23 protein-coding genes and 1 riboswitch are annotated in these 21712 nt (G+C 38.4%); of the genes, 9 read left to right on the forward strand and 14 right to left on the reverse strand.

What is annotated here, in order from left to right:
- Positions 1–3: 3 nt before the first annotated feature.
- Positions 4–867, reverse strand: a complete 864-nt coding sequence (locus BG04_RS26780; protein ID WP_034650945.1) for an alpha/beta fold hydrolase — start codon at positions 865–867, stop codon at positions 4–6.
- Positions 868–1017: 150 nt separating this feature from the next.
- Here BG04_RS26780 and BG04_RS30105 point away from each other — a divergent pair, with 150 nt between their 5' ends.
- On the forward strand, positions 1018–1170 hold the full coding sequence (locus BG04_RS30105) for a YflJ family protein (RefSeq protein WP_080743170.1): 153 nt from the start codon (positions 1018–1020) through the stop codon (positions 1168–1170).
- Positions 1171–1489: 319 nt separating this feature from the next.
- Here BG04_RS30105 and BG04_RS26785 read toward each other — a convergent pair whose 3' ends face one another.
- The 3 genes from BG04_RS26785 to BG04_RS26795 all read right to left on the reverse strand — a co-directional run bounded on the left by BG04_RS26785 (position 1490) and on the right by BG04_RS26795 (position 4228).
- On the reverse strand, positions 1490–2422 hold the full coding sequence (locus tag BG04_RS26785; RefSeq protein ID WP_034650943.1) for an alpha/beta hydrolase: 933 nt from the start codon (positions 2420–2422) through the stop codon (positions 1490–1492).
- A gap of 15 nt (positions 2423–2437) precedes the next feature.
- Positions 2438–2992 (reverse strand): GrpB family protein, encoded by a 555-nt coding sequence (locus BG04_RS26790; protein ID WP_034650940.1) that lies wholly within the window; start codon positions 2990–2992, stop codon positions 2438–2440.
- A 90-nt stretch (positions 2993–3082) separates the two neighbouring features.
- Entirely contained in the window at positions 3083–4228 is a 1146-nt protein-coding gene (locus BG04_RS26795) for an acyl-CoA dehydrogenase family protein (RefSeq protein ID WP_034650937.1), read from the reverse strand.
- A gap of 198 nt (positions 4229–4426) precedes the next feature.
- Between BG04_RS26795 and BG04_RS26800 the strand changes: the two genes are divergently transcribed.
- The 7 genes from BG04_RS26800 (at position 4427) to BG04_RS26835 (ending at position 9267) form a co-directional block, all read left to right on the forward strand.
- Complete coding sequence (locus tag BG04_RS26800; RefSeq protein WP_034650934.1) at positions 4427–5632, forward strand: TcaA 3rd/4th domain-containing protein; 1206 nt, start codon at positions 4427–4429, stop codon at positions 5630–5632.
- 183 nt (positions 5633–5815) lie between these two features.
- Positions 5816–6595, forward strand: coding sequence for an STAS domain-containing protein (locus BG04_RS26810; protein ID WP_013057624.1), 780 nt, complete (start codon positions 5816–5818; stop codon positions 6593–6595).
- A gap of 143 nt (positions 6596–6738) precedes the next feature.
- Positions 6739–6981, forward strand: a complete 243-nt coding sequence (locus tag BG04_RS26815; RefSeq protein WP_013057625.1) for a spore germination protein — start codon at positions 6739–6741, stop codon at positions 6979–6981.
- Between the two features lie 107 nt (positions 6982–7088).
- Positions 7089–7331: a spore germination protein gene (locus BG04_RS26820; RefSeq protein ID WP_013057626.1), complete on the forward strand. Its 243-nt coding sequence runs from the start codon at positions 7089–7091 to the stop codon at positions 7329–7331.
- Between the two features lie 51 nt (positions 7332–7382).
- The gene (locus BG04_RS26825; protein WP_034650927.1) at positions 7383–7886 is read left to right on the forward strand and encodes an Hsp20/alpha crystallin family protein; all 504 of its coding nucleotides are present in this window, start codon (positions 7383–7385) and stop codon (positions 7884–7886) included.
- A gap of 89 nt (positions 7887–7975) precedes the next feature.
- Positions 7976–8401, forward strand: a complete 426-nt coding sequence (locus BG04_RS26830) for an Hsp20/alpha crystallin family protein (protein WP_013083730.1) — start codon at positions 7976–7978, stop codon at positions 8399–8401.
- Between the two features lie 44 nt (positions 8402–8445).
- Complete coding sequence (locus tag BG04_RS26835) at positions 8446–9267, forward strand: hypothetical protein (RefSeq protein WP_034650923.1); 822 nt, start codon at positions 8446–8448, stop codon at positions 9265–9267.
- A 17-nt stretch (positions 9268–9284) separates the two neighbouring features.
- On the opposite strand, the gene BG04_RS26840 is transcribed toward BG04_RS26835, so the two are convergent.
- The 3 genes from BG04_RS26840 to BG04_RS26850 all read right to left on the reverse strand — a co-directional run bounded on the left by BG04_RS26840 (position 9285) and on the right by BG04_RS26850 (position 13355).
- Positions 9285–10568 (reverse strand): ABC transporter ATP-binding protein, encoded by a 1284-nt coding sequence (locus BG04_RS26840; protein ID WP_034650921.1) that lies wholly within the window; start codon positions 10566–10568, stop codon positions 9285–9287.
- Positions 10565–11623 carry a FecCD family ABC transporter permease gene (locus BG04_RS26845; RefSeq protein ID WP_034650919.1) on the reverse strand — a complete coding sequence of 353 codons (1059 nt, stop codon included), beginning with the start codon at positions 11621–11623 and terminating at the stop codon, positions 10565–10567. Before BG04_RS26845 ends, BG04_RS26840 begins: the two co-directional genes overlap by 4 nt.
- 205 nt (positions 11624–11828) lie before the next feature.
- The gene (locus BG04_RS26850) at positions 11829–13355 is read right to left on the reverse strand and encodes a cobyric acid synthase (protein ID WP_034650917.1); all 1527 of its coding nucleotides are present in this window, start codon (positions 13353–13355) and stop codon (positions 11829–11831) included.
- A 92-nt stretch (positions 13356–13447) separates the two neighbouring features.
- Positions 13448–13627: riboswitch (cobalamin riboswitch) on the reverse strand.
- 147 nt (positions 13628–13774) lie between these two features.
- Here BG04_RS26850 and BG04_RS26855 point away from each other — a divergent pair.
- A complete protein-coding gene (locus tag BG04_RS26855) occupies positions 13775–14338 on the forward strand; it encodes a YdcF family protein (protein ID WP_034650916.1) in 564 nt (187 codons plus the stop codon).
- Positions 14339–14398: 60 nt separating this feature from the next.
- On the opposite strand, the gene BG04_RS26860 is transcribed toward BG04_RS26855, so the two are convergent.
- From BG04_RS26860 to BG04_RS26890, 7 genes are all read right to left on the reverse strand, one after another.
- The gene (locus tag BG04_RS26860) at positions 14399–15970 is read right to left on the reverse strand and encodes an APC family permease (RefSeq protein ID WP_013083735.1); all 1572 of its coding nucleotides are present in this window, start codon (positions 15968–15970) and stop codon (positions 14399–14401) included.
- A 427-nt stretch (positions 15971–16397) separates the two neighbouring features.
- Positions 16398–17045: a nitroreductase family protein gene (locus tag BG04_RS26865; protein WP_034650914.1), complete on the reverse strand. Its 648-nt coding sequence runs from the start codon at positions 17043–17045 to the stop codon at positions 16398–16400.
- 269 nt (positions 17046–17314) lie between these two features.
- Complete coding sequence (locus tag BG04_RS26870) at positions 17315–18064, reverse strand: SDR family oxidoreductase (protein WP_034650911.1); 750 nt, start codon at positions 18062–18064, stop codon at positions 17315–17317.
- A gap of 21 nt (positions 18065–18085) precedes the next feature.
- Entirely contained in the window at positions 18086–19057 is a 972-nt protein-coding gene (locus BG04_RS26875; protein WP_034650908.1) for a DHH family phosphoesterase, read from the reverse strand.
- A gap of 312 nt (positions 19058–19369) precedes the next feature.
- The gene (gene hxlB, locus BG04_RS26880) at positions 19370–19918 is read right to left on the reverse strand and encodes a 6-phospho-3-hexuloisomerase (RefSeq protein ID WP_034650905.1); all 549 of its coding nucleotides are present in this window, start codon (positions 19916–19918) and stop codon (positions 19370–19372) included.
- Positions 19918–20553 (reverse strand): 3-hexulose-6-phosphate synthase, encoded by a 636-nt coding sequence (gene hxlA / locus BG04_RS26885; protein WP_034650902.1) that lies wholly within the window; start codon positions 20551–20553, stop codon positions 19918–19920. The genes hxlB and hxlA overlap by 1 nt, the downstream gene beginning before the upstream one ends.
- A gap of 102 nt (positions 20554–20655) precedes the next feature.
- Positions 20656–21666, reverse strand: coding sequence for a LacI family DNA-binding transcriptional regulator (locus BG04_RS26890; protein ID WP_034266759.1), 1011 nt, complete (start codon positions 21664–21666; stop codon positions 20656–20658).
- Positions 21667–21712: the final 46 nt, after the last annotated feature.

Below are 21712 nucleotides of genomic sequence, written 5' to 3' on the forward strand. Positions count from 1 at the left end.
TCTTTACTTATTTAAAAAATTCCACATCACGTCGTTTACTTCGTGAGGCTTTTCATGCTGAGGGGCATGAGATGCTTCACCTAATCGGTGAACAGATATGTTTGGTACATATTCTTCAATACCATCTAAGTTTTCAGGCATAAAAGTAGGATCTTGATTTCCCCAAATAATTTGTACCGGGATGTTTAACACTTCTTCTTCTAACGGAAACAAAGATTTTCTTTGAAGGTCTTCTTCTGTGAAAATCTTTAAGTTGCGGTAATAACTTAGCATGGACAGCACAGAGCCATTTTCCCAAGAGTTCACGTATGCTTGAACATCATCAGCTGTTAGATATCCTTTTTTTACGCCTGGGTCGATCACAAGCTTACGCAAACCTGAGAAATTATCTCGTTCCATATAGTCCTGTGCTTCTTGTTTTTGAAACCATTTCATATATTCACTTGCTTTTTGCTGATTTTTATTTGTTCTAAGCTCACGCATAAATGTATAAGGGTGCGGACCGTTAAAAGCAATTAATTTTTGTACATATTCAGGGTAGCGATAAGCAAATGTCCAGCCGATTCCTGCTCCCCAGTCGTGTACAACTAGCGTGCAGGAGCTATATCCTAAACCTTCAATCACTTGGCGAATATCTTCTACTAATACATCAATTTCGTATGATTCTAGTCCGCTTGGCTTTTCAGATAGATTATATCCTCTTAAATCCAAAGCAACTGTGTGAAAATCATTAGAAAATTCATCTATCTGGTGTCGCCAAATATGCGAGAAGTCAGGAAACCCATGAAGAAATAGCATAAGATCTCCTTGTCCCTTGCTTATGTAGTGCAAATTAACGCCATTTACGTTTATATACTGTTTACTCATTGTTCATTTCCTCCTTTATAAGTAGCTGTAGAGCAGTATAACGCTGCAAAAAATGAACGTCAATTCATTTGCCTCGTTCACTTCTTTTTAGTTCCTTTTATGAATATAGTTAATTATTTAGAGTGGATCTTTTTGAAGGAGTGATTAACAATGGCTCATATCTATTCAAAGGGCTGGTTTGTTCAGCAGTTAAAAGCGGCCAATATCTCTAAAATCGATGGAAGAAAGCTAGAAAGTTATAAAACCTACATTCTTCGTAATTTACATGCTGAGCTTATAGAACAAGGTAAAATCAACGGCTAAAAGAGGTTGAGACATAACGAAACGAATCCCATCTCAAGATGAACAAATTGGATATATGAGCTGAACTGTTTGAGACACCGCAGCTGATTGCCGTGCAAGGCTTCGCTTTCCGCGGGCGGCCGCTGAGCCTCGTCGCTTTCGCTCCTGCGGGGTCTCACCTGTTCCGCTTTTCCCGCAGGAGTCTTCGTCAACAGCTAGAAAGATTTACACACATGAAATCTACGTTTGTCCTAACAAAAAAACGAACCACTAATCAAAAGTCTTGATCAATGGTTCGTTTTACATTTCGTCTAAAATATTTTTGTCCCAGCCTCTTTTTTTACAGTGATTGCTCAATAAAAGATAATACGCGCTTTACATATTCTTTTTTGTATATATGATAATTTTGAACATGTTCTGCTTTATCAGTTTTCCAGAAGTGAAAAGCATCCGGGTGCGTTTTAGCCATTTTTTCACTTTCAGTGTAAGGAATTTTTGTATCTCCTGTGCTGTGTATAAATAAAATTGGTCGAGGGTAAATATGCTCGACTGCTTTAATAGGACTAGCTTCAGCAGGATTTGCATCTGCAATAACAGGAAGAATAGCAATTGTTAGCGGTGTAAACGGAAAGTTTGGTAAATGAGACCATACAGATAGATTTTCTTTTAAATAAGAGGTTAAATCACTAAAAGGACTGTCGGCTATCACCGCTTTTACGTCGTCCTCTTGAGAAGCTGCTAATAAAGAAGTAGCTGCTCCCATTGAAATGCCGTAGAGCACAATTGGCTCTTTTGTTGTTTCTTTCATTTTCTGAATAACGCCTAATAAATCGAGCTGTTCTTTTACACCAATCGTTGTTTGATTTCCTTCTGAGTCTCCTGAATCTCTAAAGTCAAACATGACTACTCGATATCCCGCTTTTACAAATTCCTTACTCAGCGGCAGAAAGCCAGCTCCTTGTGCTTCACGGTTATTTCCGTATCCATGTGACATAATAATGGTCGCTTTTGGCTGTTCCGTTGGTTCAATCATCCATCCTTTTAAATGGGTTATTCCGTCTTTGCTCAAAAATACTTGATTGCTATAGTACATGCCGTAATCACCAGGATTTTTCACAGCAGGATTTTTATCTAGTTTTGTCAGGCTTATGCCTACATAAAGAGAAATTGCCGTACAAAGTACAAAACAAAGAATAACAAAGGATATCAGGCTGATCCATATTGTTTTTTTCTTTTTTCCTGTATTTGTCTGTCGATTTAGAACTGGAGTCAAGCTCGTTCCTCCTTTTTATCTAAGATCATCTTTCCTATTCTTATTGCTGCTTCCCTTTCTCCATTTTAAAGCTAGCACATCTATTTTATGAATAAAATTCGTTTTATTTTCCACATATTTTTCTGGTTCAAAGCGATAGCGATGCGCTAGTTCTATTTTCAACGTTTCGTATTCTTTTGCTGTATCAGGGTGAGTTCGCAGATAATCTCGAAACCATATATGCCGATTAATTTCTGGATGACCTTTTTCATAAATATGAACATGGTGCGTTCTTTCATTTCCGCCTTTTTGGAAGTATCGTCTTCCTTTTATGCCGTTTTCACCTTTCGCTTCGTAACCAAGCTGCTCCATCCTCTGATTATATGTATCTACTTTCTTTATATCTTTCACTTCAATAAGTAAATCAATAATCGGTTTTGCGCTTAAGCCGGGAACAGCAGTGCTTCCGATATGATGAACCTCTAAAACTTGAGCTGACATTATAGTTGTTAAGGTGGCAGCTTCTTTTGAAAATTTCTTTTCCCACGCGATATTATAGGGTGTCAGCTGAATTTCTCTTACGGACTTCATCTCCAATTCCTCCTCTTGCAACGAAAAAACTGCTTATTATAGAATAGCCTATAATAAGCAGTTTTTCATCATTTAACATGTTATTAAGTTTTATCTAGCAAACGCCTGCTTCGCTAAATTAACAATCGTCATATCATCCATTGGAGGGTTGTGAAGCCCAGCACGCACGTCTCTATAATAGCGCTGCAGCGGATTACTGCGCTGCAAGCTTCTCGCCCCCACGATGCGCATTGCTTTGTCGACAATCGTACAGGCACTATTGGTCACTACGTGTTTGACAGCTGCTAACTCTCCCGCTAATGCTGCTCGGTCGCTGGTTTCATCCCATTTACTTGCCACGCTGTACATAAAGTGACGCGCTTGCATAAGTTCAAGTTCCATCTCTCCTACTAACCGCTGCACATTTGGCAATTCGCTAATCGTTCCTTCAATACTATTAGGCGAATATTCTGTAGCAAATGCGACAGCATAATCTCTTGCTGCGATGGCTGTACCCATGTAGCAAGCTGGTATATGAAGTAGCCAGCCGCTTGGCTCATTCTTTTTAAAACCACCGAGGCGTTCAACAAGAAAGTCGTGTTTAATATCGACGTTTTCTAGCACAAGATCATGACTTCCTGTTCCGCGCATTGCAATCATATCCCATGTTTCTTCTATTAAAAGTCCGCTTGTTTCACGAGGAATTAAAAATAAGCCGATCTCTTCTTCACCTTCAATGCTTGCTTTTACCAAAAAATAATTTAACACTGGAGACATCGTGGTGAATGTTTTTCGGCCATTGATTCGCCAGCCTTCTTTTGTTTTTACGGCTGTCGTTTCCGGTTTTCCTCCTCGAGTAGGACTTCCCGTCTTCGGTTCAGTTGCAGCGGTGTTAATAAGTGCACCTTTTTCTATTTCTTTAAAAATAAAATCGAGCATTTGCTGATTCCAAGGCTGTTTTTCACGCAAGTCCATTGTAATCCCCATATGCCATCCAATACTAAGAGCCGTAGAAGCATCTCCTTGAGCAATTAATTCTTGAAATAATAAAAAATCATAAAGGCGTAATTCATTTCCGCCATATTTGCTTTCGAGAGAAAGACGTGTATAGCCCGCTTCTTTTAACTCTTGAATATTTTCAAAGGGAAACGTACCTTCTTCATCTATTTTAAAAGCTCGTTTCTTAAATTTTTCGACTAGAGGCAGCAATTTTTCATACGTAGACTCTTGATTTTTATTTACAAATGAAACACTCATTTGCTTCATCTCCTTTTTATATGACAGAGTGTCCCTATCGGATTAATATATAGTTCTTATCATAGCATACCTCACCTTTTCTGTGCATGTTTGGTGTATTTATCTTTCTTGTTGAATCTATTCTTTTTCCAATTTAATGGTCTGTTTTACCTACACATTCCATACATTTAATGAAATAAAAAGAAAGGAATGGTGTGAATGAATCAATGTCCAAAATGCGGGGCCAGTGCAAGCACAGACCAATTATTTTGCAATAACTGCGGCTTTTCTTTCACCGTGTCGCCAGCTGCAGCCAAGCATAAAAAGAGCTGGTATATTGGCGGGGGTATTGCGCTTATACTTCTTTTAACTTTTGTATTTTATTTCTTTTTCTCTGGCTCAGAAGAAAAGACGGCTGACCGCTTTATTGAGGCATTAGAATCGAAAGATACAGCTGTGTTAAGAGAGTTGTTAGACTCTTCGCAGTCTACTATAGTTATTAATGACACATCTATTCAAGCTCTGTTAGACGCAACTTCCGATGGTTCTATTTTACGAGATGTTGAAAATGATTTAAAAAATAAATCGAGCATCTACTTTACAATAAAAGAACAGAAACATTCACTACTCTTCAAAAAACAGTACGTGGTTGTACCGTCATCATATTATATCTCCCTCACCACGCCAGAGGATGCAACGGTTATAGTCAATGATACAAAACAATCGATATCCAAGAATCAAACGCAAAAAATAGGGCCTTTTATGATTGGAAATTACCCGCTTACGGCTTTTTATGAAAGCTCTTATGGAAAACTTACAGACCAAACCACTGTAAATTTTCACCGACAAAAAGAAGAAAATATATCTGTGGTATTTAAAGGCGCTTACGTTACAATCTCATCGAATAGAGATGACGCTGTTTTATTCGTAAATGGAAAAAGCACGGGACTGCAGGTGAATAGCTCATCACAAATAGGGCCTGTTGCCACGGATGGAAGCGTCACTGTTCATGCAGAAGTGCAAAAAGACGGCACAACGTTCAAAAGCAGTCCCTACACTATTCAAAGTGAAGAAAGTATTATGTTAAATATACAAACGCCGCCCGTCGAAAAGGAAAAAACCGTCATAAAAGAACGAGAAGTGATCGTGCCTGGGCCGCGCTCTTATGCTACTTCAAGCTCTTATATTCTTCCTGGTTCGGATTCTTACAAATTAAGCTATAGTGATATTAGCAGTTTGAGCTCGAGTGAACTAAGGCTAGCTCGAAATGAAATCTATGCGCGGCATGGGTATGTATTTAAATCGAAAGATCTTCAAGCCTATTTTTATGAAAAGTCATGGTATACGCCTGATTCATCATTTAGAGATTCCTACTTATCAAGTGTTGAAAAATACAACGTTGATTTTATTAAATCATATGAGTAAGGTGGCCTCCCCTTTTGCACAGGGGAGTTTTTTAATTGAAGAGAGTGCTTACTCCAACGTTTTTTTACATACCATAATCCCTATATACGTTAATAAATTTCTTATAGCCTTCTTTATTCTTTTCACTGTAAAATATAAAGTAGATGTACATAAACTTAATACACACATAAGGAGAGATGGAGAATGAATGGAATTGGACGACTTCCACAAAAGCTTAATGGCCATTTGATTTTAGAAAATATTCAAGAAACCATGATTATTGCGGATAAAGACTATCGTGTGCAGTGGATGAATGCAAGAGCAATTGAAACACTCCAGCCAGTACTTCCAATCTACCAGTTATCTCATATCGAAGAGTTAATTGGAAAGCATATGGACTTCTTTCATTCCAATTCTGAAGAAGCGGAAAAATTACTCACCTCTCTTCATACAACCTACCGAACGCGTATAACGATTGGCAGTCAATACGTAGCAGAAGCCGTGATTCACCCTATTGATACAAAAGACGGCGAGCGTTATGGCTACTTGCTTATGCTATTAGACTTTACAGATCAAGCCGAAGCAGAGCTTGAAAAAGAACGGTTAATTGAGGATTTGTCTACACCTTTATTAAAAATATGGGACGAGGTTTTAGCTGTGCCTATTACCGGTAAGATGGATATAGAACGTGGTAAGAAGCTAACTGAAACGGTATTGGAGGCAGTTGTAAAAGAACAGGCGCGCTATTTGCTTATTGATTTATCTTCCCTTCATTCGTTAGATGAAGAACACGGTTATTATATTAACACGCTTCACGATGCTTTGCGTTTGATTGGTACCACTTGCCTTATTGTGGGTCTTTCTTCAAAAATGGCTCTTTCGCTTGTAGATTCTCAGTTTAATTGGCGAACATTTTCCACTGTCCAACAAAGCATCTCTTACATTTTAGAAAAAAAGAATTATCGTATTGCACCCATTTCATAAGCCCATCATATCATTAAGTAATCCTCTCTCAATCGCTTTTTCCTTCAATCGGAAAAGGCGATTTTAGTTATGAGGAATTGTGAACGTTTAGGCACTTATCATCATAGGATACATTAATCAACCATAGAAAAGGGTGAGAGCGAATGCCAAGTGTTATTAACATTTATAATTTAAAGATCAACAGTATCTCAAGCAACGGTTCTGTCAACATTGGCGAAGCACTCCATAACAGTCACACGGCTCATTCAAAATCCACTGGTACGAACTCTTCTTATGGCGATGTCTCACCTGCTTCCTCGAAAATGCGAAACATTTATATCGATCCTGATACAAATGACCAAACAGATATTGCAAACGTTGATCATGTCAATGGTTATCAGCAGTGATATAGGGCAATGCTTGTCAACAGCATGACGACAAACGGTGAATACATTCTCTCTGAACGCAATAGACTGTTGGAGTAGAATGAATAAAAACAGTAAGGAGTCTCTTTATGCCTCTTCAAATTAACGTTTTTAATATCGTAACAAACGGTGTCACGCAAAACGCAAATATTGATTTTGGTTCCACCATTCAAAACAGTCACACGGCGAACTCAAAGTTTAACGGCGCGAATTTCTCTTTAGGTAACTTCTCTCCTACTTGCTCTCAAATGAATACGGGCGTGTTAGATCCTGATGTAAGTGATCAAGATCAAATTGCAAACCCTTCAGCTCCAATTGGAAATCAAATTTAGCTTTAACAATTTTGTTAGTTTACTTGGCACATTACAAGGAGGTGTGTAAATATGTTTCCATTTGGAAAGTCTCCTTTTAAAGGAATGATGGAAAATATCCCAAAAGGAATGGCATCTAAAGACATGAATAAGTATATTCAACAAATGATTTCTTCTACGATGTCCCATTCTTTTCCGGATTTTATGCAAGGAAATGAATTCTTTAAGCAAGCTCAAGACATGATGAAAGAACAGCAGGATGTGGGAAATGAAGGTCAAGGACAACAGCTAAGAAGGTTTGATTCAAACGTCATCAATACATTAGACGAATGCATTGTTCAGTTGAAAATCCCTAATCGCGATATTGTATCAAGCATTAAAGTCTATCATACTCCATACGTGTGCACGATTGAAGGAATAGATGGAGAAGAATCCTTCAAAGAAGAAATTCAGCTTCCTTGTTCGGTTCGCAAAAAAGGTACGCGCGCCGTATATCGTTCCGGAGTGTTGGAAATCCGGATGCCTAAACATGTTAATATTCCTATGTCTCAAATAGACGTCCACGATTTAGATTAAAGTGGACGTTTTTTTCTGTTTTCATGCATACATATAAAATAGAAAGCTGCAAAAGGCCTTGTTTTATTTTTTTAAAGAAGGTGACAAATATGAATCACGGAAAATTTAAAAAGTGGGCAGAAACGTTACAAGAAGAAAACCATACGAAATTTTGGGAAAAGATTTTTGATGATGATCATGAAGAAAAGAATGATACGGAAGCAGATGCTTCTCCTCAGATTGTAAATGAGTATCGAGATTATCCTTTAATTGATGTATATGAATGGGCAAATCAACTGTTAGTTGTAATTGAAATACCCGGTGCTAAACGAACAGACGTCGAATTGACTATGCACGAAAATACTTTACACATATCCGGTTCATCTCTTTTAACCGTGAAGGATGCAAATGTTCTTCACAAAGAAAGACGTGAAGGAACGTTTCAACGATCAATTATCCTTCCACCTGCTGTAGAGGAAGCGCCGTGTCACGCATCATTTAAAGATGGTCTTTTGCATGTGAAATTTGATTTGTAATTTATTGTGCAGAACTATACGTAGCATGAAAGGCAGGGAATTTCATGTTTTCTAAGTGGTTTAAACAATCGCCTAAAATTGAAACAGTCCGCAAAATAAATCCGTCTTCCCTTCCAACCAAAAAAAAAGTAAGTCCCATAGACCAACGTTCTAATCAAAAGCGGAAAGAATTACCCAAAAAGATGAAAACTAAAAAACAGTCTAATCTAAAGAACCCTTCTCAGCAGCCAAAGAAGTTGTCTAGCCAAACGGAGCCTAAGACATCTGCTGAAGCTGAAGTCACAAAACCTGCTCTTTCGTCAGATTCAGCGCTGAACCTGCAGGGAATTATTGATCAAGTGACGCGTTTAACCGACGCGATCCCTAAAATAGAAGAGCTTCATCAGCAATTACATGAATCAGCTCACCTTATTCAATCACTGTCTCAACTGCACGAGCAAACAGCTCATTTACTCTCGGCTATGCAGTCAGCTCCTAATTTCGAGGCTATTCAAAATCAGCTCTCTGCGTTAAAGGAAGAATCTTCTAATACCGCCTTATATGAGATGGTGAAAACTCTTGACAAAAAGATTGATGAAGTAACTCAGCCAAAGCAGTCCATTGTTGTTGAAAAAATCATGGTCGAAAAAGTATTGTTAGACAAAATTGATCTTAGTAATAATTTCGGCCAGCTAGGCATTAAAGATTTGACGGGTCACTTAAACATCGGCACCACTTACAGCGCTGACTCTGATCAAGTAGATGAAGAAGTCAAAGACTTGTTTTCTGTTAAGCTAAAAGAAAAAAAGGTTGATGAACATACAACTGAAACAACGATGAGTTCAGGAGGTGAACCAGAAAAATCTGATGATCACTCCGAAGAATAAAAAATGACCGCTACTGCTTATTTAAAGCAATTGTCGGTCATTTTTGTTTCCATAAATAGTTGTAATTCTTTTTGGAGGCGTTCCATTAAGAACTCTGAAATTTCTTCTTGATTTTCTTCTTTATGATGAGATGATGCTACAGCAATACGTCCTGTTTTCCCTAAGAAAGCCCGGTATTCAATTACCTTCATCGCTGCATGAAGTAAGTTCGCGTCCGAAAGCGGTGTATTTGTTAGTAGAACAATATTCATTTCATTCTCTTTTTGTCCATGTGTCAGCACAGTCAGCCACGAGTAACCTTTATCGTCTTTTAAGCGAACTTCATGACTGGATAAAGACGCAGATTTCCACGCCGCGTTAGCACTGCTTTGCTGTTGAACAATTTCTTGACACCAGTCTAGGCCTGTTTCATTTGAACCCAGTGAAAGAGTTCTCAAAGGACGAACAAAGGATAAACATAGGTTGCCCGGTTCCTTTTGTAACTGATATAACTCATGAAAGTCCGTCTCTGGATATTGATACGGCGGCACAAAAGCAATTTGCCGCTTGTTCACAGCGGGATGGTGAAATACATGCAAATCAACCCCATATACTCTTTTTAACGTAGCTGCATCCTGAAAAATAGCATCCATCCCCGTTTCTTCTACTCTTCCATCTTTCAGTAACACAGCATTATCTGCAAACAGCGAGGCGATGTTGAGATCATGCAAAATGGCCAGAACCGTTAAGCTCATTTCCTGCTGTAACGTTTTTAGCAGCTGAAGCAGTTCCATCGTATGTTTTACATCTAAGTGATTCGTTGGTTCATCAAGAAGTAAGTAGTCAGGTTCTTGCGCCAGTGCTTTAGCCAGTAAAACCCGCTGTTTTTCTCCACCGCTCAGCGATTGAAAAGTATGATTTCTATAGTGCCAAACATTTGTTAATTTCATCACGCTTTCCACCACTTCTTCATCCTGTGCTGATACAGTGCTAAACAATCCTTTTGCCTGATAAGGGTAACGTCCAAGTGAAACAATTTCTTGAACCGTAAATTCTAGCCCAATTTGATTTTCTTGCGTCATGACTGCAACTTTTTGCGCCAGCTGTTTTGGTGAATAAGCCTTCACTGACTTTCCTTCTACCTTCACTTCGCCTGATTGAATGGTTAATACATTCATAATCAAGCGAATAAGCGTTGTTTTCCCGCTTCCATTTGGTCCTAGTAAAGCGACAAAAGAACCTTTGTCTACGGTGAACGTGATGTCACGAACGGTCGGCTGCTGCCTATCGTATCCTCCTGTCACATTATATAGTTCAATCATGATATTCCTCTTTTCCGCATACGTTCTTTTACAAGGAGCAGGGTAAAGATTGGCGAACCAATTAAGGCGGTTACGACTCCAATCGGCAGTTCACGAGGTTCTAATATCGTTCGTGCCAATAAATCTGCTAAAACCAAATAACTTCCTCCAATTAAAATAGAAAGCGGCAGTACATGCTTATGATTAGCTCCCGCTACGAGACGCACTACATGGGGGATAACTAAGCCAACAAATCCAATTGCCCCAGATACTGATACCGCAGCCCCTGTTAATACGGATGCACCTATTAAAATCATTCTTTTTTTCTTCTTTACGTCTATTCCCATAAACTGAGCGGATTGATCGCCAAATGCTAAGCCGTTCAGCTCTTTTACATGTAACAACAGCATAATTGTACCAATCAAAAAGAACGGCCCTAAAATTTGAATATGAGACCATCCTCTCATTGATACGCTTCCCATTAGCCAATATAAAACCTGTCTTACATCTTCTTCGGGAGAAAGAGCCACAATTAATGAAATAAGCGCGCTCATAAAGGATGATAAAATAATCCCCGCTAAGATGATGGTTTCATTGGCCAAATTGCCGCTTGCGAGTTTCGTAATACCAAAAACTAAAAGAAGAGTAATAAAACCAGATACAATGCCGACTACAGGCAGCGTGAAGATAGACAAACCAAAAATACTCCAATGAAAATAAATTGCCATGACAGAGCCAAGGGTTGCACCTGAGGAAACCCCAATCGTATAAGGATCAGCAAGAGAGTTTCTTAATAGCCCTTGAAAGGCAGCCCCTGCTATTGAAAGCGAAGCTCCTACTAAAAATGCCACCAGTACTCTTGGAAAACGAATTTGCCAAATGATTAAATCCATGTTTTCGGGACCGTGATATAAGGATAGCCCGGTAAGGTGGCCAATAATAATTTTGATTGTATCTCCTACGGTTAACGAAACTGTACCAATAAATACGCCCATAATTACCGAAGTACATACAATAAATAAACTGACTATGTATAAAATAGATACTTTGTTAAAAAAAATACGTTTAAAAATCAATACGTTCAGCTCCTCTAGGAAACGAGGCGTGATGTTTTATATTACATTAACCATTCATTTTCCTGTCCATAAACCATGCTTCCACCATGCATTAAGTTGGAAACAATCATCTTTTATTTGTTATGAGTGCTAGACTGTTGAACTAGGCAACGTAGAATAGCGTACTAAAGTTCTCGGCAAAAAAACAAGCGAAAGCCTCTACAAGCTATACTTTTTGTGTTTGCTCCGGGCTTTTATAGTTGTCTATTAACTGATACAGCTTTTCCATATCTACGGCTTCTCTCACATATGCTGCTGCTTTTGAAAAAGATTCCTCTTTTTGCAGGCGACTGTTGAATGTGTCCGTAATAGGCGGCAATTTTTTATGTTTACGAATTTGATTAAGCAAAGCTCTGCGCAAAGCATCATTATGAAACACATCATGAACATACGTGCCAATGACGTTGTCTTTAACCGTTCCTTCTTTTTCATGCTCTACCACTGCAAAAGCTTCCGTGGTGCTCTTAGAAATCGTCTTTCCCATATGAATTTCGTAGCCTTCAATCGAAACTCTTTCACTTTCTAGCTGGACATACCCAGCAACTCTTTCTGTTTTTTTGCTGGTTGTCATAACCGTTTCCACTGGAAGCAAGCCCAGCCCTTTAATGGATTCAATCCGAGATTCTACTGCATCAGGGTCTGTAATTGTCTCCCCTAGCATTTGATATCCTCCGCAGATGCCAATGACGTGAACGTTCGTTGTGTTCAATACTTGATTAATGGCTAGATCCAGGCCGCTTTCTTGTAAAAACTGCGCATCTTCAATCGTATTTTTGCTTCCTGGTAAAACAATTAAATCAGGCGTACCTAATTGCGACGGCTTGGTTACAAGCCTCACGTGACAGTCTTCTTCTAAGCTTAAAGGATCGATGTCTGTAAAATTTGAGATGCGCGGGTACGAGATGACCGCAATATCAATTTCTTTTAACGGATTCACAAGCGTTGAGTAATTTCTAAGTGATAACGAATCTTCCGCATCAATTTCCACGTTGTTCATATAAGGAATAACTCCTAGAACCGGAACACCCGTGTATTCTTCAAACCACTTCAAACCTGGTTTTAAAAGTTCTAAATCTCCTCGGAATTTATTAATTAACACCCCGATAACTCTAGACTTGTGTTCATCTGGAAGCAATTGAAGAGTACCCACTAGGCTCGCGAAAACGCCACCTTTATCAATATCTCCTACTAGCACAACAGGCGCTTCTGCTATTTTTGCAACACGCATATTTACGAGTTCCCGATCGTTCAAATTGACTTCGGCAGGACTTCCAGCGCCTTCAATCACAATTCGATCATAATGATTGGCAAGCTCTTTATAAGCTTCCGTGATAACGTTCAAACCTTCATTAAAAAATTCTTGCCGATACTGAAAAGCAAACATATTACGTAGCGGTTTTCCGTGAACGACAATTTGAGATTCATGATCACGAGTTGGTTTAATTAAAATAGGGTTCATATTGGTTGTTGCTTCTACTCCAGCCGCTTCTGCTTGAATTCCTTGCGCTCTGCCAATTTCTTTTCCATCCATTGTAATGTATGAATTAAGCGCCATATTTTGCGATTTAAACGGTGCAGTTTGATAGCCGTCTTCTTTAAAAATACGGCAAAATGCTGTAGCAATCATGCTTTTTCCAGCGTCTGAGTGCGTTCCTTGAATCATAAGCGGTTTTCCTTTTTTCACTTTTCCCACTCCCTACCACATAAAAAAACCTTAACTGTAAAAGTCAAGGTTTGGTCATGCGCTCATTAACACATTGTCTTGACTTATTTCTCCCACCGAAAAATAAGGGGTTTTTAAAAGCAGGTCTCCTGGCTTATGCTTCGTTTTACTTCTGCACCCTTCCTAGTTTGACTAGTGGGTCTTTGCAGGTTCATCCACATTTACAGTAGCGGGGGCTGCACCGGATTTACACCGATTTCCCTATTATCCTCCTTAGAGGCACTTTTAAAATCATTTATTCTTTATTGTAACGAATTTTATAACCATTCACAATAACGATTTTCTTCTATTATTATATATTACTGTGTTTATACTTATTTGGGTCTCGTATGCTATAATAACAATTATTTTCCAAACATCTTATGAAATAGCTAGGAAGGTGCTCACAGTTGAAGAAAAAAATGATTTATACCTTTATTGGTTCTCTTGTTCTTTATATAGCAATTATATCTTTTTGTATGTATCAAACTGCTCACAAGCCTGTTCCGCAAAACGCAGATTATGTGCTCGTTTTAGGTTCTAAAGTAGATGGTGACAAAATGTCTCCTAGTTTAAAAGAACGAGTAAAGACGGCTTTATCTTATTTACAAGCACATCAACAAACAAAAGTTATCGTAACGGGCGGAAAAGGATCCGATGAAGCAATTTCTGAAGCAGAGGCAGCCTATCGTTTTCTGCGGAAAGAAGGAATTAAAGAGAATCGAATTATAAAAGAAAATCAGTCAACTTCTACTTTTGAGAATTTTACTTTTACTAAACAGAAAGTTGATATTCAACACAAAAAAGTCGTCCTTGTTAGCAGTGATTTTCATTTATTTCGCGCCTCTATTATTGCTAAACGTCAAGGTTTTGACGTTTATCCTTTAGGTGCAAAGACACCAAATTCAATTAAACTTCAAGCCTACTTTCGTGAGTATGCTGCTATATTAAAAACGTGGCTGTTTGATAAGTAAATAGAGTACACCCCCTATACAAGCGAAAAACACGGCATGAATTCATGCCGTGTTTTTTTATTAATCATCTGTATCGATAACTGCTTTTGGTAAACCTGTGTATTTCGCCCAGTAGAAAATACCAAGTGAAACAAGAGCAATTAAAATTAAGTCAAGCGGGTTGCTTAGCACACCTTGTCCTCCACCAAATGAACCTAGATAAGAGATAACAAGCATAATAATATAATAAGCAACTAGCCACCAAGCAGATTTAAGCTGCTGTGCAAATTTTACAACGTCAGTTGGTACGTATTTCTTAAACGCTACGTAGATAACAACCATTAGAAGCTGTGATCCTAGCAGCCAAGAAATTGTCGTCCACCCTGACCAATATACGATGTATGAACAGAAAATAAATGATACAGGAGCAATAACGCTCATGCCTTTTAATTTAAAAGGTTTTTTAAGATCTTTTGCATTTACTCTGAATGCAGCAGCTGAAATTGGCGCAATCGCATAAGACAGAATAAGTGCCACTGAACATACGTTTACTAGCGCTTCCCAAGAAGGAAATGGCAGTGTCCAGAATACGGACATTCCAAATGATAGCCATAGTGACGCACGTGGAATTCCTGTTTTCTTATCTACTTTTGAGAAACGTTTAAATAATGTTCCATTACGAGACCAAGCATAAACTAAACGAGAAGTTGTATTCATGAAGATGTTCCCGTTACCGCCTGGTGATAAAATAGCATCAAAAATAACAAGCGTTACTAACCAGCCAAGGCCTAAAATAAGTGCAATATCTTTAAATGGTAAAGAGAATTGCTCTTGAATTGTTCCCCATCCTCCTGATAGCATATCAGCCGGGATGTTACCAATGAACAATACTTGCAGTGCTGTGTAAATAATCGCTGAAAGTACAATACAGATAATGAGCGCGATTGGAATATTACGCTGCGGGTTTTTAACTTCACTGGCTACAGAAACAATAGGGTGAAGTCCTAGGTAAGCAAACATAACGCCACCTGTTGAAATGGCTGCTTGGATACCATTAAAACCAAACGGAGCAAAATCGCCAGTTGTAAAGTTAGCTGATTTAAAGTGATAAGCCAACACGACGATAATTGTAAGAGGAACCGCATATTTGAACACAGATATAATAACATTTGACTTAGCAAATGCTTTTACACTTACGTAGTTAATGATAAAAAATAGCGTTAATAACGCGAACTGAAATAACCAGCCGACTGTAGTAGGCGATTCAGAACCATGTTTAGTTAGACCAGGAAGCCAAAAAGCAACATACTGACGTACAGCCGTTACCTCGATAGCAATCAAACTAGTGTAAGCAATAATGGTAATGAATGAAATTAAGTAACCCACTAAATGACCGTGTGAGTAAACCGGATAACGGATAATTCCACCGGTACGCGGCAGCGCTGCTCCAAGTTCAGCATACACTAAACCGATAAGTAAAATAATGACTCCGCCAATCAGCCACGAAAAACTTCCGGCTGGCCCAGCCTTTGACGCTACGTTACTAACCGCAAATAACCAGGCGGAACCAAAAATAGCTCCCATCCCAATTAACGTTAGGTCAAGTAACGATATTGATTTTTTAAATTTTCCTTGATTTCCTTGATCAGACATAAAATCCTCCTTTAAAATTCCCACTCCACATATCTACGCCCTTGCGTCCGATATGGGATTCTTTACATCATCCTCCTCTTACTAAGACCTCACAAGTGGATATGTTAACAAATATTCTCTAAAAAACCAAGTTAAAAACTTTATTTTTTTGTAAAACATCGTTGAATTGCTTATGTATAGCGCATAAATTCCACAGAAGATTTGAGGACTACTCCTCCTATTTAACCGCATTTTTCTTAGGTTAAACATAAAAGAATATTCAAACTATTTATCAAAAAAAGAGGCTGAGACATAACGAAATCAACCGCTAGAAGCAGCTACTACATACGCAAAACCTACGCTTGCCATACCAATGAAAAAATCCGAACGATGAATCGTTCGGATTTTGCTTCAACTAAAATAATTTTGTCCGTACCTCTTATTTTGCTTATTTAAATACTTTTACACGTTCAGTTAGCGGTTGAAATTCTTTTTCTCCCGCAGGTGACACAGGATTACCAAATGGCATTTGGGCAATTAATTTCCATGAGCTTGGAATATTCCAAGCTGCTTTTACTTCATCGTCAATCAATGGATTGTAATGCTGTAATGTTGCTCCTAGGCCTTCGAGCTCAAGCGCTGTCCAAATCACATGCTGCAGCATGCCTGATGATTGGTTAGACCAAACCGGGAAATTTTCGCTGTAAGATGCGAACTGCTTTTGCAATCCTTCAACTACTTCTTGATCTTCAAAGAAAAGAACTGTTCCATAGCCGCTTCCGAATAAGTTCATTTTTTGATCCGTATCTGAAAAATTTTCAGCTGGAACAATTTTACGAAGCGTTTCTCTCGTAATATCCCATACTTTATCATGCTGTTCGCCAAATAAAACGACTACGCGTGCGCTTTGGGAATTAAATGCTGAAGGAGTATGTTTCACCGCAAAGTTAATAACTTCTTCAATTTTTTCTTCTGATATTTTTACATTTTTATCAATTGCATAAATAGAACGTCGGTTTTTAATCGCTTCATAAAAATCTTTTCCAACCTGTTGTTGATCACTTGATTTATCAAATAATTTATCTAAAAAACCCATTTTCCACACTCCTAATTGTTTGTTTTTCAAGCTTAAATTGCATGTTTATACCCTTCCCCCTGATAAAAGGAGATAAACAAGATATAATGAATTCTTATATCTCTAATTCGAGATATTAAACTAAAAAAATATTAATTGAAATTTAATTACTTTATGTAACTTACTTTACAATGATTATTTTGTTCTGTCAAGCAAAAATGATTATCTTTTTCTTTTCTTGATTATATGAAAAAAGACTGCTAAATACGGCAGTCTTTTTTCTTAGATGCTTAATGTTCATAAATCATCTTTCGCGTCATTCCCCCGTCTACTACGAGGTTAGCTCCTGTTACAAAATCATTTTCGACGTTTGTTAAGTACATACACGCTCTTGAGATATCGGCTGGCGTTCCCACCCGATTAGACGGATGCTGCGCATGATCGATTTCACGAAGGCCATCGTAGTCAGATGTCTCAATCCATCCTGGAGAAATAGCGTTTACTGTGATATTGTCATCACCAAGTGAAATGGCAAGTGCGTGAGTTAAAGCAACGATTCCTCCTTTTGTAGCAGCATAGGCTTCTGTGTGAGGTTCAGACATTGTAGCTCTTGTAGAAGCTAAGTTTACAATGGAGCCTCCGCTTTCGTTTTTTCTCATCACCTTAGCTGCTTCGCGAGAGCATAGAAACACGCTGCGCAGGTTCGTATTGATAATGTCATCCCATTCATCAATGGTTAGCTCATACGGTGATTTCCAGCGGGAAACGCCTGCATTATTAATCAAAATATGTATCGTTTCATACGTACTGACCGTTTTTTCAACGAGATTTAAAATGTCGCCTTCTTTTCGGACGTCTGTTTTGACAAAAATGGCTTCTCCGCCTTGTCTTTGAATAGCTTCTGCGTGACGCTCTCCTTCGGTTTCGTCCACATCTGCCAATACCACTTTTGCTCCTTGTTTCGCGTATGCGCGGGATACATCTTTACCTATTCCGTTCGCAGCTCCGGTAACAACAACAACTAAATCTTTAAACGACATATCATCTCCTCCTTATACGCTTTATTCACTTTTTTCTTCGTCTTTAAACAAGTGATCCGTGACGAAAAGAGCAAACGTTTCAGCCGTTAACTTGCATCCAGAAGCTTTTGGGTGACCTCCTCCTCCAAGGTGCCCAACAATTTCTGCTAAGTTGATTTCGTCTTTTACTGCACGGAAGCCAATCTTTTGGCGTCCCATGTCCACCATAACGGAAAAGTCGATATCTTCGTTTTCTAGACACAGTGCATTTCCTAGCTCAGACTGATATGTATCTGCGAATACAATCCCTGCGTTGTACGCTGTGTTATCAATTTCAACCCTTTCTTTTATGATTTGTTTTTGCTTGTCGTAAATGTATTTTTCAATCTTTTTTTCTTCTGCTTCTAGTAAAATTTCATGTTTGTCCGTAAACGTAAATTCTTGATTTTCAGTATGGTACGATTCACGAAGCGTTTCTAGAATAGTTTCTTTAAATTCTTCATGCGGGATTAGATAATATAGGTGATTAAGGCGCTTTGCTTTCAAGTTATTTTCATGGAACCAGTCCCACGTATCAAATAAGCGCACAAGTTCTACGTACTCATCAAGCAACGCCGTTTTTTGGAGCATGTTGTTGCGTACTAAGTAGTCGTAGAAAAGAGATGTAGCTGCCGTCTTTTTACCGTTTTCGTCTTCTGCAATAACATGAACCCAATCGTATTTCTCAGCTAGTGGAAGAGCAGAGATATGATGGTCAATAAGAGTGATTTTTTGGCCTTTTTTTACCAGTTCATTTAATTTTTCCGCTACTTCCTCATTCACGCTAATATCCGTTATGTATAAAGCTGTGTCTCCATCGTTTTCTTCTTCAATAAAATGTGTCACTGTGTCATTGATGCGGCCAATGCTTACCGTGCTGTAATCAAAGTTGTCATCGCCAAACGCTAACCGACCCAATAGTGCCGGACTTACCCCGTCTAAATCGTTATGTGAAATTAATTTTATTTTTTTCATTAATCAAAACTCCTTTATTTTCAGTCGCCTTAGTATATGTACCGGCTTGTATATTATAGCAATTTCAGCATAAAAATGCTGTTATTTACTTTGAAGTGAAGTCAACGTTCAGACTTAGACTTGCCTGTATCAAAGGAGATGAGACATAACTATCTCGATTCAATCAACAGCTAGAAGCAACTACACCCACGAAACCTACGCTCACCGATACCAATGAAAAAATCCGAACGAATGTGATTCTTTATCAAGAATCTCGATTCATCGTTCGGATTTTCTTTTAAATAACCTACTTTTGTTCTAACCTCTTTCCTCTTATTCTAAATTGCTGTGCTGCTTAAACGCCTGTTCATGATTCATGTGATTCAAATTCCCGTATTCTAAACAAATGGTATCAAATACAACGTGAGCACATTGATCAAATAACGAGCCCAAAGGCTGAATGGAAGCTGCTTCATTTTCACTTCGATATTTGGTTGCAGCGGGAATGTGCAGCAGCTCATCAGTATGAGCAGTTAATGGTGATTCTGTACTAGCTGAAATGCCGATAACTGAACATCCTACCTCTTTCGCTTTTTTTGCTACACTCACCACTTGCTGTGTTTTTCCTGAACCAGATACAGCCACCAACACGTCACCTGCTGCAATCGAAGGAGTAATGGTCTCCCCTACAACATATACTGTCGCACCTAAATGCATCAGTCTCATCGCAAACGATTTGCCCATTAACCCAGAGCGGCCTTCGCCTATAACAAAAATCCGTTTTGCTTGGTAAAGTGAAAACGCTACTTCTTCTATTTGCGGTTCTTTTATGTGATTCATTACGGCCGTAATTTCGTCTAAAATCGTTTGTGTTTTTGTCATTATACGTTCCCCCTGCTCATAAATAAGTTTTGAAATTCAGCAGATGCTTTTGCCACATCCGCACTTTTTGTAATCGCTGATCCAATAATCGCGACGTCCGCCTTCATTTGAAGTAATGATGCTGCTGAGGTTGGATTAATTCCTCCTGCTACTGCTATTTGGGCATCTGAATGAAAATATTGCCGCAAATTTATTTGACTCAGCGATTTTCCTTCTTTTTCTTGCTCGTCTTTGCTGATATGATGGCAAAAAATAGCGTTTCTATAAATACCCACTTGCTTTTGCGAGCTGCTTGACGTGTTTAATAAATCAACCATCATTTTTTTATTCCATTTTTCGCTGACATTTGCGCAAGTATCTATCGTAGGTAAAGGTGATACACCCATGACTGTTGCTATATCTGCACCTGCTTGATAGCACATTGTAAACTCATACTCTGCGTTATCAATCGTTTTGATATCTGCTACAATCGTCTTGTGCGGAAATGCCTGTTTGATTTTATAAATGCTTTCAATTCCATACTCTTTTATAAGAGATGTACCTACTTCAATCCAATCAACAGAGGGTTCTGCCAGCTTGGCAAGGATAATAGCTTCTTCAATTGTGACACGATCTAATGCTAATTGTATCTTCATATTTTTTCTCCTCACTTTTTACTAAACCGGTTTAGTAACTGCGTAAAAAAAACCAATATTTTGATGAGCTAAAAAGAGCACGCCATAGGCGCTCTTTTTAGTTTAATGCGACAAAGTTGTTTCTCGAATAATTAATTCACACTCATACTGGTACTCTTCATAAGCTATCTTTTCTTTTAAAATTTGTTTAATAAGTAAATCTGCTGCTTTTGTTCCCATATCAAAAGCGGGCTGCGAAATCGTCGTAACAGCAGGCGTTGCTACATCTGCGTAAGGAATATTATCATAAACAATTAAAGATAAATCATTTGGGATATTAAATCCGTGTTGTTTAATAAATTTCTGCACTTCAATGAATACTAAATCGTTTCCAGCAAGCAGCGCTGTGGGCGGATTATCGGCTGCAAATAGCTTCTCAAGCGCTTTTTGCATGTCCGCTTTTTTGCAGTTGATAATCATGAATTCATTTACAGGCATATTGGCTGATGTTAACGCTTCTTTGTACCCTTCTACACGTTCAATCCGGGGTGTAATAGTTAATGGTTCTGTAATAATCGCTATATGCTTATGTCCCAGCTCGAGGAGATGCAAAATAGCCTGTTTTGTGGCTTCTTGGTTGTTCGCCACTACGGATGGAATTTTTCCTTTTACATCGTGAATTTTGCGATCCATAATAACAACTGGATATTCTTCTTTGATCATCTGCTCATAAAGAGAGGTATTGGCTCCCGTTGGAAATAAAATAAGGCCATCTACTTGCTTTGCTTTTAACATATTAATATATTTCTTTTCTTTATCAGGGTCATCATCTGCGTTACAGATGATGGCATGTATATCTTGTGAATGGCAATAGTCTTCAATTGCACGAATGACTTCAGTAGAAAATCTGTGCATAATATTCGCGACAATAATCCCAATCATTGACGTTCGCTTTTGTTTTAAGCTTCGTGCTAGATAGTTGGGCTGATAGCCGAGTGTATCAATCGCTTCTTTAATTTTCTTTCGTGTTTCTTCGCCCATATATTCATACCGTTTGTTAATGTATTGTGATACGGTGCTTTTGGAGACATTTGCTGCTTTTGCAACGTCCAGCATAGTAACTTTTTGCATCATAATCCGCCCTTTTCATTCAATCCCTAAAATTATGCTACTCCTAGTG

Source organism: Priestia megaterium NBRC 15308 = ATCC 14581, assembly GCF_000832985.1.
In the GTDB taxonomy this organism is placed as follows: Bacteria; Bacillota; Bacilli; order Bacillales; family Bacillaceae_H; genus Priestia; species Priestia megaterium.